The organism is uncultured Marinococcus sp. (genome assembly GCF_947493875.1).
Classification (GTDB): domain Bacteria; phylum Bacillota; class Bacilli; order Bacillales; family Marinococcaceae; genus Marinococcus.
The window spans coordinates 352,920-365,317 of sequence record NZ_CANLSU010000002.1 but is presented as its reverse complement, the minus strand read 5'-3'; the positions used below and the strand labels follow the sequence as shown (position 1 = coordinate 365,317).

Annotated in this window: 16 protein-coding genes and 1 tRNA gene; 2 read left to right on the top strand and 15 right to left on the bottom strand. The window is 47.2% G+C overall.

Going from position 1 to position 12,398, the window contains the following annotated elements; all coding sequences use genetic code 11:
* Positions 1–10: 10 nt before the first annotated feature.
* Positions 11–421, bottom strand: coding sequence for a hypothetical protein (locus tag Q0757_RS04705; RefSeq protein WP_298785215.1), 411 nt, complete (start codon positions 419–421; stop codon positions 11–13).
* Positions 422–582: 161 nt separating this feature from the next.
* On the opposite strand from Q0757_RS04705, the gene Q0757_RS04700 reads away from it, so the two are divergent.
* Positions 583–909: a thioredoxin family protein gene (locus Q0757_RS04700; protein WP_298785214.1), complete on the top strand. Its 327-nt coding sequence runs from the start codon at positions 583–585 to the stop codon at positions 907–909.
* Positions 910–1,032: 123 nt separating this feature from the next.
* Positions 1,033–1,383 (top strand): carboxymuconolactone decarboxylase family protein, encoded by a 351-nt coding sequence (locus Q0757_RS04695; RefSeq protein WP_298785213.1) that lies wholly within the window; start codon positions 1,033–1,035, stop codon positions 1,381–1,383.
* Between the two features lie 40 nt (positions 1,384–1,423).
* Here the strand turns inward: Q0757_RS04695 and Q0757_RS04690 are convergent, their stop codons facing one another.
* The 14 genes from Q0757_RS04690 to zupT form a co-directional block, all read right to left on the bottom strand.
* Positions 1,424–2,047 carry a hypothetical protein gene (locus Q0757_RS04690; RefSeq protein ID WP_298785212.1) on the bottom strand — a complete coding sequence of 208 codons (624 nt, stop codon included), beginning with the start codon at positions 2,045–2,047 and terminating at the stop codon, positions 1,424–1,426.
* Positions 2,048–2,143: 96 nt separating this feature from the next.
* Positions 2,144–3,115, bottom strand: a complete 972-nt coding sequence (nrdF, locus tag Q0757_RS04685) for a class 1b ribonucleoside-diphosphate reductase subunit beta (protein ID WP_022793907.1) — start codon at positions 3,113–3,115, stop codon at positions 2,144–2,146.
* A gap of 17 nt (positions 3,116–3,132) precedes the next feature.
* Positions 3,133–5,187 (bottom strand): class 1b ribonucleoside-diphosphate reductase subunit alpha, encoded by a 2,055-nt coding sequence (gene nrdE, locus Q0757_RS04680; RefSeq protein WP_298785392.1) that lies wholly within the window; start codon positions 5,185–5,187, stop codon positions 3,133–3,135.
* Between the two features lie 4 nt (positions 5,188–5,191).
* Positions 5,192–5,587, bottom strand: coding sequence for a class Ib ribonucleoside-diphosphate reductase assembly flavoprotein NrdI (gene nrdI, locus Q0757_RS04675; protein ID WP_079475518.1), 396 nt, complete (start codon positions 5,585–5,587; stop codon positions 5,192–5,194).
* A 440-nt stretch (positions 5,588–6,027) separates the two neighbouring features.
* Positions 6,028–6,645: a redoxin domain-containing protein gene (locus tag Q0757_RS04670; protein WP_298785211.1), complete on the bottom strand. Its 618-nt coding sequence runs from the start codon at positions 6,643–6,645 to the stop codon at positions 6,028–6,030.
* A gap of 47 nt (positions 6,646–6,692) precedes the next feature.
* Positions 6,693–7,310 (bottom strand): PepSY domain-containing protein, encoded by a 618-nt coding sequence (locus Q0757_RS04665; RefSeq protein WP_298785210.1) that lies wholly within the window; start codon positions 7,308–7,310, stop codon positions 6,693–6,695.
* Between the two features lie 164 nt (positions 7,311–7,474).
* Positions 7,475–8,164, bottom strand: coding sequence for a PepSY domain-containing protein (locus Q0757_RS04660; RefSeq protein WP_298785209.1), 690 nt, complete (start codon positions 8,162–8,164; stop codon positions 7,475–7,477).
* A 67-nt stretch (positions 8,165–8,231) separates the two neighbouring features.
* Complete coding sequence (locus tag Q0757_RS04655) at positions 8,232–9,581, bottom strand: cell wall metabolism sensor histidine kinase WalK (protein WP_298785208.1); 1,350 nt, start codon at positions 9,579–9,581, stop codon at positions 8,232–8,234.
* A complete protein-coding gene (locus tag Q0757_RS04650; protein WP_298785207.1) occupies positions 9,578–10,282 on the bottom strand; it encodes a response regulator transcription factor in 705 nt (234 codons plus the stop codon). The genes Q0757_RS04655 and Q0757_RS04650 overlap by 4 nt, the downstream gene beginning before the upstream one ends.
* Before the next feature lie 36 nt (positions 10,283–10,318).
* The gene (locus tag Q0757_RS04645; protein ID WP_298785205.1) at positions 10,319–10,816 is read right to left on the bottom strand and encodes a DUF1648 domain-containing protein; all 498 of its coding nucleotides are present in this window, start codon (positions 10,814–10,816) and stop codon (positions 10,319–10,321) included.
* 34 nt (positions 10,817–10,850) lie between these two features.
* A complete protein-coding gene (locus Q0757_RS04640) occupies positions 10,851–11,042 on the bottom strand; it encodes a hypothetical protein (RefSeq protein ID WP_298785204.1) in 192 nt (63 codons plus the stop codon).
* Positions 11,039–11,248 carry a hypothetical protein gene (locus Q0757_RS04635; protein WP_298785203.1) on the bottom strand — a complete coding sequence of 70 codons (210 nt, stop codon included), beginning with the start codon at positions 11,246–11,248 and terminating at the stop codon, positions 11,039–11,041. Before Q0757_RS04635 ends, Q0757_RS04640 begins: the two co-directional genes overlap by 4 nt.
* 170 nt (positions 11,249–11,418) lie before the next feature.
* Positions 11,419–11,494: transfer RNA gene (locus Q0757_RS04630), tRNA-Thr, on the bottom strand.
* Between the two features lie 90 nt (positions 11,495–11,584).
* Positions 11,585–12,394, bottom strand: coding sequence for a zinc transporter ZupT (gene zupT / locus Q0757_RS04625; protein ID WP_298785202.1), 810 nt, complete (start codon positions 12,392–12,394; stop codon positions 11,585–11,587).
* Positions 12,395–12,398 lie beyond the last annotated feature (4 nt).

Sequence of the window (12,398 nt, the reverse complement as noted above, 5' to 3'; positions counted from 1 at the left end):
CTTTTAGCTTTTAGGATGGAAGTGATACTTTATCCATGAAGGCCGAGAAAGCATAGGAATCTTCATTGTAGGTGTATAAAAACATAGATCCTGAAACGGCCGTCCGGTAGGAAATGTTTTCCCATCCCCCATTTTCAGTCACTTCCTGCTGAAATTGTTCTTCTGCCTCTGCAGCCGCTTCCTGGGAATCGAATTCATAAACCGCTACTTTCGTTTCCGTGCTGTCTTCCACCCACACCCTGCTTTCCTGGTTCATTGATACCGGGGCTGCAGGATTTTCGTCTGTCTTCTGCATGGAAAGCCCGTTGCTTTCAAGCTCCGTGATCCATTGTTCTGCTCCCTCTGCCTCGTTTCCACAGGCAGATGCAAACAGCAGCATGCCAGCTGCTGCCACTGCTGCCATCCTTTGGAATAGACGCATCACAGATCCTCCTCCCATCAAAAGCTTAATACAGTTGACGTTAAGTATGTATATGTTTATTCTAACAGGGTTTTCCAGTTGAAACATTATTCCCATTATTTTTTTGCACATTTTTATGCCTTTGTTACAATAGAGAGCAGCATGAAAGGAGCGAATGAATAATGACCGCGAATAATCGCATTGAATCCAAAGACTCTTTTGAGGAGACTATACAAACAGAAACACCGGTGGCAGTAGAATTTTCAGCTGGCTGGTGTCCGGACTGCCGGAGACTCGATATGTTCATGGACGATGTACTGAACCGTTTTGACGGCGTCCCGTTTCATAAGATTGATACCGAACAGCTGCCAGACATTACAAGCGAACAGGAAGTAATGGGCATACCTAGTATTCTTGTATTCCAAAACGGGGAAAAAATCGGCCATCTGCACAGCGCAGACGCTAAAACCCCGGGTCAGGTTAGTGACTTTTTCTCCAAATATTACTAAAATAAATCTCTGCCGGAGCCCGGCAGAGATTTTTTATATTCATAGGCTGTTCACGTCTGCCCTGTTTGAATTTGTTAGAACCGGGAATGCTTCTTTCAGTATACTAAAAAGGAGTGAACAATTATGGCAGTTATCAACGCCAAAGAAATATTAAGCGAATACCGCCGTGGCATAGAGCAATTCAGTGAATCCTATCAGGAAATCGCAAAAAATTACAATCGTTTTACGTCGAGTGCCTTTGAAGGCGGAGAGGTTTCGACCGCCCAGAAGCATTTAACGGCACTTGCTATCGGCGTTCATCAGGGTGATACGACATGTATTGTTTACCATATGGATCAGTGCCTGCATCATGGGTGCTCAGAGGATGAAATCAAGGAATATATGGGTGTCGCAGCAGCTTTTGGCGGCGGCGAGTCCATGAGTGAAGCAGTGACAATAGGCCTTGACGCCCTGCAGCAGTTAAACGATAAGTAAAACAAGAAGCTGTTTCCGGGAAAGGGAAACAGCTTCTTGTTTATTTATCCAGGATATCTACAACAAATTGCGACCATGTCTCGAGCCGTTCATAGGTCTCCGGCTGGGAAAGCTCATCCACGCTCGTCCAGAAACCGCGGATCTGCTCTGTTTCCTTCACCTTCACGTCCACGTGCTCCGGAAGAACAAACGTGTACAAAATGCCGAGATGTACTTCACCGACGGCGTTATTGTCATCATTAATCAATCCAAGTGCCTGCATTTCCGCTCCTTCCAGAGAAGAAATATGCAGCTCTTCTTCAAGTTCACGATCGGCATTTGTATGCAGCAGTTCCTGAAATGTCGAAACGCCTGCTTCGGCATTCATATGCCCTCCGAACCCTAGGGACAATTTGTTATGCAGCCTTCCTTCTCCTCCGCCGGCCAGCCGTTCATACGCAAATAACTCTTCCCCCCTGCGGATCACCACGTAGGGGATCGGCTGTTTCCAGGACGGATCTTCTTCGGCGTCCCCTCTTCTTTTTTCCGTATATGTATCTGCAATCGTTCCAAGAATTTCCTGAATCTGCCCCTGCTCGTCCTGCACCCCGTGAAACGTGCGTGCTTCGCGTGCAAAAACCTGCTCTCTTGGTGCCACTACAATCATTTCATCCATTTTTCCCATATTGTTCACCTCTTTGTGATGTTCATCTGTGTTTTATTATAGCGGAACTTTTTTTAATACACATTAAAAAAGCCAGGCAGATGCCCGGCTTTTTTGTTAATCAAAAATGAAATCTTCGTCCCGGACCGGCTCCACCGTTGCTTTTTTGTAGCCGTTTCCTTTCATCGAGAAGAAATCATGGGATTTTGTTTTCGTATCCATGCCGTTTAATACAATCGGGTTAATTTCTTCCTCTTCAAAATACGCATCCAGTCCCAGGTTCATCAATGCTTTGTTCGCATTGTACCGAAGGAACTTTTTCACGTCGGAGGTCAGTCCTACCGGATCATAAAGCTGCTCCGTATAAAGCAGTTCATTATCGTACAGCTCCATGAGCAGGTCGTGGGCGAATTCCCGCAGCTCTTCCTGCTTTTCCGGTGTCTGGCGCTTGTAAATTTCCTGTGCCAGAAGACCAACGTACACGCCGTGAATCGCTTCGTCGCGGATAATCAGGTTAATGATCTCCCCGCTCTGCATGAGCTTGCCCTGGCCGTAGAAATAAAGCGGATAATAAAAGCCGCTGTAGAACAGAAAGCTTTCAAGGTAAACGGAAGCCACCATGGCTTTGTACAGAGAAATTTCGTCCCCGTCCTCGATTTTATTGTACTGCTCCACAATACGGGTAGCTTTTTTCTGCAGGTGCGGATTTTCCTTCACCCATTCAAACAGTTCATTAATTACTTCTGTAGAAGCAAGCGTCATGAAAATGTTCGAATAGGATTTCGCGTGCACCGCGTTTTCCATCATTGCCATAAAGTTTAATACTGCTTTGCGCTGGTGGCCTTCCACCTGCTCAGCAACCTTTGGCATACCGACATTTCCCTGCTCTGTATCGAGCAGGGTCAAACCGGCGAGCACCTTCATATACGTGTCTTTTTCTTCATCGGATAAATACTTCCAGGTCAGCAGATCCCCGTTGAGTGATATTTCCTCTGGAAGCCAGAATTGTTTTACGTTCTGGCTGTAAAACATCTGCGTAAAGTCGTCGTCTTGTTTTGACCAGTCGGCTGCGTCAAATATTTGATTCATGGGTGGTGCTCCTTTCTTTACACGACGCAGGAAAGGCAGTCGTCCTGTCCTGTGTCTTTTGTCCGTGCGTAGTAAATCGTCTTGATGCCTTTATAGTGGGCGTAAAGATCAATACGGTTCAGATCTCTTGTAGTGATGGTGTCACGTACAAAGAGAGTAAAGCTGATGCCCTGATCGATGTGTTCCTGAATAGCTGCGATCATATCCACCACGTTGAACATATCCATGTCATACGCTGCTTTGTAGAAGAACCAGTTATCCGGAGCGAGACCCGGCATTGGGTAATACGTTTTCGAGTTGCCGTACGTCCGTTCTTCAATGCGCTCCATGATCGGCATAACAGAAGCGGTGGCCGACTGGACATAGGAAATGGAGCCGGTCGGTGCGATCGCCAGGCGGTAGCTGTGGAACAATCCGTGCGTCTGCACCTGCTCCATCAGCTCTTTCCAGTCTTCCGCGTCCGGCATGGCCATGCCTTCAAACAGGCCGGCAATTTTAGCCGAGGACGGAAGGTAGGAACGGTTCAGGTACTTATCAAAGTAGGAGCCGTCTGCATAGCTGGAGCCTTCGAATCCGTAGAACGTTTCCCCTGTCTCTTTAGCAAGCTCCATCGAACGCTGGATGGAATAGAAGTTCACAGCCATAAAGAAGAAATCAGCGAATTCCCGTGCTTCTTCGCTTTCGTAGGCGATATGGTTCTGCGCCAGGAAGCCGTGCAGGTTCATCGCCCCGAGACCGATGGATTTCATCATCTGGTTGCCGCGGCGCACAGCCGGAGCATTCGTAATGTTGGTGTGCGTCGCTACGTGAGTCAACGAATCGGTGGCGAGCTTCACTGTATCCTTGATTGTTTTGTGCTTCATGACATTGGCAATGTTCAACGAGCCAAGGTTACAGGAAATATCAAGTCCAACTTCGTCTTCCTCGCCGTAATCCGTATAGCTTGATACCTCAGACGCCTGAAGCACTTCAGAGCAAAGGTTGGAAAATTTCACTTTGGACACGTTGTTCAACGCATGCGCGCGGTTCACGTTATCCTGGAACATCAGGTACGGATACCCGGATTCAGACCGGAGAATTGCCAGCTTTTCAAGCATGCGGCGGGCGTTGACCTTGTCCTTTTTCACGCGCTCGTCCTCGACGAGCTTATCGTACATTTCGCTCATATCCATCTCGTCAAGATGTTCGCCGTACGCCCGGTAAACGGTATGCGGATAGAACAGGTACATGTCTTTATCCTGGCGGGCCAGTTCAACGAACTTATCCGGAATCACGACCCCGATCGACAATGTTTTAACACGCACATCCTCATCAGCCGAAATTTTCTTGGAATCCAGGAAGTCGTGAATATCCCGGTGAAAAATGTTTAAATATGCCGCGCCGGAGCCCTGGCGCTGTCCCATCTGGTCCGCGTAACGAAAAGCATTGTCGAGCAGCTTCATTACGCCGACGACGCCTTTTGTGGCGTTTTCCACGTCTTTAATGGCTTCGCCCTTCGCCCGGAGCTTCGATAGGTTCAGCGATACACCGCCGCCTACCTTGGACAGCTGCATGGAAATATCAACAGCCCGCGAGATGTCATTTAAAGAGTCGTTCACCTCAAGCAGGAAGCAGCTGACTAATTCTCCGCGCCGTTTTCTGCCGGCATTCAGGAACGTCGGGGTGCTTGGCTGGTAATCCTGGCTCATCATCATTTCTGCAAAGTGCTCCGCTTTCTCTGCATTTCCATTGCCGAAATAAAGGGCCACGACAGCCACCCGGTCTTCAAAGCGCTCAAGGATCATTTTCTGATCATTGGTTTTCAGCGCATAATCATTGTAAAATTTAAACGCGCTCATGAATGACGGAAAACGGAATTTCTTTTCATAGCACAGATTGTAGACGCGCTCAATTTCTTCAAATGAATACGCCTCGAGGAATTCTTTTTCATAAAAGTCATTTTCAAGCAGATAGTCGAGCTTTTCTTTCAGATCGTGAAAGAAAACAGTGTGCTGGTTGACGTATTGAATGAAGTATTGATAAACGGCTTCTTTGTCTTTTTCAAATTGAAAGGACCCGTCCTTTTGGAACATGATTTCATTGTTTAACTGGATCCAGTCGGTGGTTTGTGTTTGTTGCAACTTTCATCGCCTCCTCTGCGAAAATGGACACATCGTTTTTGGTTCCGCTCAGTTCAAATTTATGAAGTATAGGAACGTTGTAGTTAACTGCAATCTGGTTGGCGCTTTTGGCAAAATTGTCTCCCCATACTTTGTTTCCACTCGAAGCCACCGCAAGAAGCTGCTCTGCATGGTCTTCAAGAAACGCTTCTGTGGATTCCGGGATATTTCCAAATCCCTTCGTATAGGTGATAAGGATAAACGGTTCATCGATTTGCTCCGCTTCATTCAGACTGTACACCCGGTCAAACGGGATTTTTTCTGCAAAACGCTTCACGTTGCCCGTCATAGAATCAAAAATGATCGGTATCACCGAATCCCCTCCTTTATTTCTAAAATGTACGAACTTCTGTATATCTTTCTTATACCACTACTATATATGGTGTAATCTTCTTTTTCAACATACATGATATAGATATTTTTCGTTTTATTCTCTTGACAATTAAAATCTCTGCCATACTTCCTTATACTCCGCGATTCTACCCTTATAATTGTGCACATTTTCTGACAGAAAAAATTTCAGTAAGTAAGACCTCCTTCTATATCTAGTCGTTTATAAAAACCATCGAAGGACTGCAATACTACATACAGATATAAAATTTCCCCGGCAATTGTTTGCGGCAGAATAATTTTCGGTAAATTCTTGATACTTTCAGCTTACAGCAAAAGCGGCAGCGCACAGAGTGCAAACAAAAGCAGCCCGCACCTGCGCGGACTGCCTTTCCATATTTCATCACCTTTTCAGGCGGTGTTTTACCGTTCCTTCAATTGCACAAGCTCGTTAACGATCCAGTAGGGATCCGGACGGGCCGCTTCCCAGACAGAGGCTGCCACCGTGCCGTCCTGATCAATGATATAGGTTATATCTGCAGGACAATACGAATAATAGCCGGTCTTTCGCAGAGCTGCTTTAACCTCCGGAACGTCCTGAAGCAGATAATCCCGGCAGGAAATGCACGCATTATACCAGGAGGCTGCCACAGCATTTGTATCTGCAAGCATTTTTCCCGTAAAAGATATATGCTTCAGCTCCTCCTGCAGCGCGGATACCTGCTCACCAGCAGCGACTACGACCTGGGCACCCATCTGCCTCAGCAAGGGGGAAGCTTCCTGGTAGCTCCGCAGCCGTTCTGTTTCTGCATGTATCCACCCGCCAAAGCAGAACAGAAGCACTACCGGCCCCTGGAGGAGGAGCTGGTTTAACGTAACGTTTTCTCCGTTCATGCCGGGCAGTGAGAATCCCGGCGCGCGCGCTCCTATTCTAAGTCCTGGGCAGACTCCCGGCCGCTTTTCCTGATGCCATTCATTCCATAGGATGTGTTTTGCCCGGTGCAGCTGCGAATTCAGCACCTTTTCCCTCAGTAGTGCCATTCCTGCAAGACTCCTTTCGGATCCCAATCGTCTGCTTTTCTTAGTTTTTAATCATCATCGTTGTCGTCTCTGTCATCATCGTTGTCGTCATGTTCTTTTTCAATATCTTTGGAAGCGATCGTACCGTCTGCATCATTTATGAAGAAATCGCCTTCCTGTTCATTCGTTTCTATCGAGAGCTCATAACCACTTTTTTCACGGTCGAGCTCCCATTCGTTTAGTTCTCCGGACACTTCACCCATCCCCGAAGCCACAATATCCTCTAAACTAACACTGTCCCCGTCCTGAACCAGCGGCTCTTCATTTTCCTTGTCGCCTTCATTTTCTTTTTGAATCACGTCGCCGGAGAATGCAGCTACTTCAACATCATATTCCTGCTCTCCTTCAACCTCTATATCATACTTCTGGTCTTCCATATCCAACTGCAGCTCCACCGCTTTACCATTTGTTTCCTTTTCAGCAATCATTACAGCTTCATCAGCGGTGATTTTTTCCTTATCATTTCCGGCGCTGTTACTTTCCTTGCTTCCTGCGGCTGTTTCTTCAGAAGATGGAACGGAGGACGTTTCCGCCTCCACGCCTCCAGAAGCATAAACTCCTGCGCCAATTACGGCTCCAAGTGCTGTGACCCCCGCCAGACTGCCAGCAATCATTTTTCCCTTCATGGTCATTTCCCCCTTTATTTGTTGTTACACCCTTACTATAAAGCTCTGATATGAGAATCTCCCTATAGGAAAATGAGAAATTGATGAGAAATACATAAATAGCTTATAAAAAGCATACAAATAAAAAAAAGCCACCCGGAATAATCCAGGCAGCCTCTGCCATTTTAATCATCCCAGGTGACTGATAATATTTCCCCGGTAATACCGTGTACCTGCACCGTAGCTTCTTCGTCCTCCTGCTCGATCTCCACGTAGTAAAACGGTTCTCCAGCGTCAGAGGTTTCAAAATCAACATCATCAACCTCGCCGTCTATCTCTTCCCCGGCTACCTCTGCAGCCTCCTGTTCACTTAACACTGTCTCAGGGGGGTCTTCGCGGTCTCCCTGTTCCTTTTCTTCTAAAACATCTCCTGACCTGGCGTCAATGATCAGTTCTTCCAATGCTTCACCCTCTGTAAATTCCACTACATATACAGCCGTGCCTTCCCGTGTGTCCCGCCCGATTTCCTCAATAGTTAAATCAGTTTCCTCCTGCGCCCGGGTCCGAACTTCTTCTTCTGTCAGTACTTCTGTATTATTTGTGCTGTTTTCGGCTATCCGTGTGACGCTTGTGACCGCCCCGTTTCCAGCGTCCACCCCCAGCCGGTACGTCCCCCGGTCAAGCTCAGCCGTTACCTCATAGGCGCCGTCTTGTTTTTCAATATTGGTGATCTCCCCCTGATACTGCTCCTGCACAGCCTGTTCAATTTCCTCCGGCGACATTTCCGGGGTGAAATAAGACGAAAACCACCAGATTCCAAAAGCGGCGGCTCCGAGGCCGGCCAGCAGCACGAAAAAAACGATAACTTTGTTCACAGCTGCCCCCCTCTCTATTATCACCATTGTAACCGCTCATTCTGAGAAAACGATGAGAACAGGGAGCCTAACCAGCATTCTCTGGAAAAATGAGCCGCACTTCCGTACCCTGGCCATAAGTACTTTCTATCGTAATACCTGCTCCGAGTGCTTCCGTGATATCCTTGGCAAGCGATAAACCAAGCCCGTAGCCTCCGCTGGATCGTGTTCTTGACTCGTCGACCCGGTAAAAACGTTCAAAGACGCGTTCAGTGTCTTTCTCCGGAATCCCGATACCACGGTCAATTACAGCGATAACCGGGGTATCTTCCGTTTCGATTTTCACATCTATAACGTCACTGCTGTACTTTCTGGCGTTATCGAGCAGAATGTACAAGAGCTGCTTCACTTTATCAGCGTCAGTCTGAATGATTGCCGTCTTTCCGGAAAAATTAATTTCCCGGTGGTAGCTGCTGCGGTAGTTTTGGACAGCGTCTGCTGTTACCACTTTTAAATCCACCTCTGTCATGTGCATGTTTGCTTTTTCACTATGGCGGGCGAGCAGCAGAAGCTGTTGAGTTAATTCCCTCATCCGTATTGCCTCAGAATGAATCGCCTCTACCGATTCTTCGATAATCTCGGGCCTGGAAGCGCCTCTTCGCTGAAGAAGACTGGCGTATGATTCAATGACCGTCAACGGCGTTTTTAATTCATGCGACGCATTTGATACAAACTGTTCCTGCTTGTGGTAGTTATCTTCGAGCCGTTCAATCATTTCATTAAATGTATCCCCGAGCTGTTCAATTTCATCCTTTGACTTCGACGACGTAGGAATCCGTTTGAATCTGCCGCTTGTTTGAATATCCTGCATTGTTGCTGAAAGTGCTGCAATTGGCCGCAGAATCACTCTTCTTAATAGACGGGCCGAGAGAAATACCGGGATAACAGCTGCGATGGTGGCAATAATCAGGATGACGCGGAGCACTGCCAGCGTTTCTTCTGTCGGACGAAGACTGTCAGTAATCTGAATATTTGCCACCTGCCCGTTTGTCCATATCACCGGCACTGACACAAAGGCGTACCGTTCGCCGTGGTATTGGGCCACCTGAACGTACTCTTCCGAATAGTACTGCACGGACTCCTCCGTTAAGCTTCCTTCAGCCGGAGAGGTCACCGTTGCAGCCCGGGAATCGTCCTGCAGCACAATACTGACCATCCCCTCCGTCGGGGCATAGGCCCTCAGCAGCTGTTCAGCCGAAAAATTGTCTGCGGATTCATTGAACGTAGATGCTGTCTGTCTTGCTTCTTCTACCGTCTGTTCCACTTCACTTCCGATCATCATCCGGGAAAAGGAAAAATAAATGGCAAATACTAAAAGAACGACTATGATAAACACAAGCACCGATGTATATAAATGAATCTTGTTTCCAAGCTTCATGGCGAATCCTTCACAACATAGCCGACGCCGCGGACAGTCTGAATATGTGTGGTACCAAACGGTTTATCAATCTTGTTGCGCAAATAACGAATGTAGACATCAACCACGTTGGTTTCCCCGATGTAATCAAAGCCCCATACCTGCTCTAAAATCTGGTCCCGGGACAGCACCTGCTTTTTGTTTTTCAACAGATAGTAAAGCAGGTCAAACTCTCTGCGGGTCAACTCCACTGGTTTCCCCCCGGCGTATACTTCCCGGGCCGACTCATTCAGCCGTACCTCGCCTGCCGAGAGCCACTGCTCCTCTTCTGCTTCACCTTTTAAAGCCGATTCCGCCTGAAAGCGGAGCGACGAACGGACGCGGGCAAGCAGTTCTTCGATCTGGAATGGCTTTGTAATATAATCATTGGCCCCGAGATCGAGTCCGGAAACTTTATCCTCTACGGAATCTTTAGCAGTCACAAGCAGAACCGCCGTTTTTGTGTTCTGGCTCCTTATCCGCCGCAGCAGTTCAATCCCGCTGATCCCGGGAAGCATAATATCCAGAATAATTAAATCCCACGGCTCTGCCTGATACACAGCTAACCCTTCGAGACCGTCAGAGGCCTTCTGAACATAATAATTTTCATAGGTGAGCTCAAGCTCAAGCACCCGCGCAATTTTTTCTTCATCTTCAACAATCAGTATACGTGCTTGTTCCATTAGGCATCCCTCAGTACGCTGCCGGATGGCAGTCTATTATGATGAAGAACGTTGGTTTGAAGCTTTGCCCCACAAAATGATTGTTCTCCATGTAAAATAAACAGCGGTTCCAATTAAACAAATAAGGAAAAACGAAGGGAAAAACCACCCGAGTCCTTCGCTTTCATTCAGGGCTGTGCGAACGGTCTGCCACTGCACATAAACAAATCCGAGCGACAGCTCCACGAGCAGTACGGAAATAAGGATCTGGCCTTCACGCTTAAACACTTCTATTTGATGCTCATTCATTCGCACCGGCAGGCGGAACCACCCCGGATAGCGGAGAGAAAAATATGCCCCGATCCATATAGCGACCAGTGCCAGCGGCGGCACAAATAAATAATACTTTGCAGCATATTCGTTTGGGTCTCCGGTGGCATCGAAAAACTGGGGCACAATGTAGGGAAGACGGGGCCAATAGAAAAGCACAATTGCAAGCATTCCTATTGAAGCCACGCCTCCTACAATTAATGCTGTTCTTGCAAACGTCGGCATAACGGTCTGCCTCCTACTATTCTTTTTTCCAGCTTCACCACTGCTGTTTTTTTAATGCTTTTGATATCATTATGAGCGTAACGACACAGGACATCGCAATAATGACCATGACCATACTCCACAGCCATTCTCCGGAGATGATAAAAAAAACACCAAGAATAAGACTGAGCACTACAATAAACCCTTCAAACCAATAAAAGAATTTTACGGCTGCATTTGTGTTCATGATTCTCCTCCTGATTTTTCTTTTGATTTCTTTTTATTGCCTGGCTTTTTTCTTCCCGTCTGGTAGACGCCAAGCAGAGCACTCAGCATGCCGATTGCTGCGACTATGACGTAAAATGTATCGCCGAGCCATAGAAAAAAACCGGCTGTCGCTGCAGCTAAAAACAAAAATATTAAATTAAACGTAAACAGCACCGGGGATCTCAAACTACCCCTCCCTTTCGACTTTATCTTCTATCAACGTATCATTTTCTTTTCCAGTTGCCCATCTTTTCATCAAAAAGAGGCCAAAATATTTCCTTCCTGGTCTTTTCTCTTTTCAGGCCGGTTTAAAACAAAAAAAGCACCCATCTGTATGGGCGCTGTAATGATATGAATGGTGCTAGTGACAGGATTTGAACCTGCGACCTGATGCTTACGAGGCAACTGCTCTACCAGCTGAGCTACACTAGCGAACGTTTACGGCAAATAATAATATACAAAAAGAAAAAATATGTGTCAATCAAAAAAGCAGAAGGCAGCGGTGGCTGCCTTCTTGGATGTTTAAATAAACAGCAGCAGACTGAGCGCCATTACGGCCATTCCACTCACTACACCGTAAATGGATACATGGGTCTCGTCGTATTTTTTTGCCGCCGGAAGCAGTTCATCCAGCGAAATAAAGACCATAATACCAGCCACACCGGCGAAAATAATGCCAAAGAGCGTATCCGTCAAAAACGGCATCAATATAAGAAACGCTAAAATGGCACCTGCCGGCTCTGACAGCCCTGATAAAAACGAGAGCCGGAAGGCTTTACGTTTGCTTCCCGTCGCAAAATAAATCGGCACCGAAACAGCTACCCCTTCCGGAATGTTGTGTATCGCGATGGCAAGAGCAATGGCAAGTCCAAGGCCCGGGTCATTCAGGGCAGAGGTGAACGTAGCGATTCCCTCAGGGAAGTTATGTATAGCAATCGCAAGAGCTGTGAAGGTCCCCATTTTCATAAGACCCTGGCGTTCAAGCTCTTCCTTTGACATATGCATATCCTCCACCCGCTTCACTTCATGCGGATTTCCTTTTTTGGGAACAAGCCGGTCAATGGCGGCAATAAAAATCATCCCTCCAAAAAATCCCCCGACGGTCACCCACTGGCCGCCGACTTCTCCGAGCGCCCCAACCAGCGACTCCTGTGCCTTAAAAAATATTTCCACCATGGAAACATAAATCATCACGCCTCCGGAGAAGCCGAGCGAAAAAGCCAAAAACCGGGTATTTGTCGTCGAAGTGAAAAAAGCCAGTATACTTCCGATTCCTGTGGCAAGCCCGGCTCCAAGTGTTAACAGAAATGCGTAAATGACGTTTGGTTCCATACAC

Coding starts and splice junctions, on each gene's coding strand:
- Q0757_RS04655 (WP_298785208.1), bottom strand. CDS start 9,581: ATGAAGCTTGGAAACAAGATTCATTTATATACATCGGTGCTTGTGTTT.
- Q0757_RS04640 (WP_298785204.1), bottom strand. CDS start 11,042: ATGAACACAAATGCAGCCGTAAAATTCTTTTATTGGTTTGAAGGGTTT.
- Q0757_RS04700 (WP_298785214.1), top strand. CDS start 583: ATGACCGCGAATAATCGCATTGAATCCAAAGACTCTTTTGAGGAGACT.
- Q0757_RS04670 (WP_298785211.1), bottom strand. CDS start 6,645: ATGGCACTACTGAGGGAAAAGGTGCTGAATTCGCAGCTGCACCGGGCA.
- Q0757_RS04705 (WP_298785215.1), bottom strand. CDS start 421: ATGCGTCTATTCCAAAGGATGGCAGCAGTGGCAGCAGCTGGCATGCTG.
- Q0757_RS04690 (WP_298785212.1), bottom strand. CDS start 2,047: ATGGGAAAAATGGATGAAATGATTGTAGTGGCACCAAGAGAGCAGGTT.
- nrdE (WP_298785392.1), bottom strand. CDS start 5,187: ATGTTCCAAAAGGACGGGTCCTTTCAATTTGAAAAAGACAAAGAAGCC.
- zupT (WP_298785202.1), bottom strand. CDS start 12,394: ATGGAACCAAACGTCATTTACGCATTTCTGTTAACACTTGGAGCCGGG.
- Q0757_RS04645 (WP_298785205.1), bottom strand. CDS start 10,816: ATGCCGACGTTTGCAAGAACAGCATTAATTGTAGGAGGCGTGGCTTCA.
- nrdF (WP_022793907.1), bottom strand. CDS start 3,115: ATGAATCAAATATTTGACGCAGCCGACTGGTCAAAACAAGACGACGAC.
- Q0757_RS04665 (WP_298785210.1), bottom strand. CDS start 7,310: ATGAAGGGAAAAATGATTGCTGGCAGTCTGGCGGGGGTCACAGCACTT.
- Q0757_RS04695 (WP_298785213.1), top strand. CDS start 1,033: ATGGCAGTTATCAACGCCAAAGAAATATTAAGCGAATACCGCCGTGGC.
- Q0757_RS04650 (WP_298785207.1), bottom strand. CDS start 10,282: ATGGAACAAGCACGTATACTGATTGTTGAAGATGAAGAAAAAATTGCG.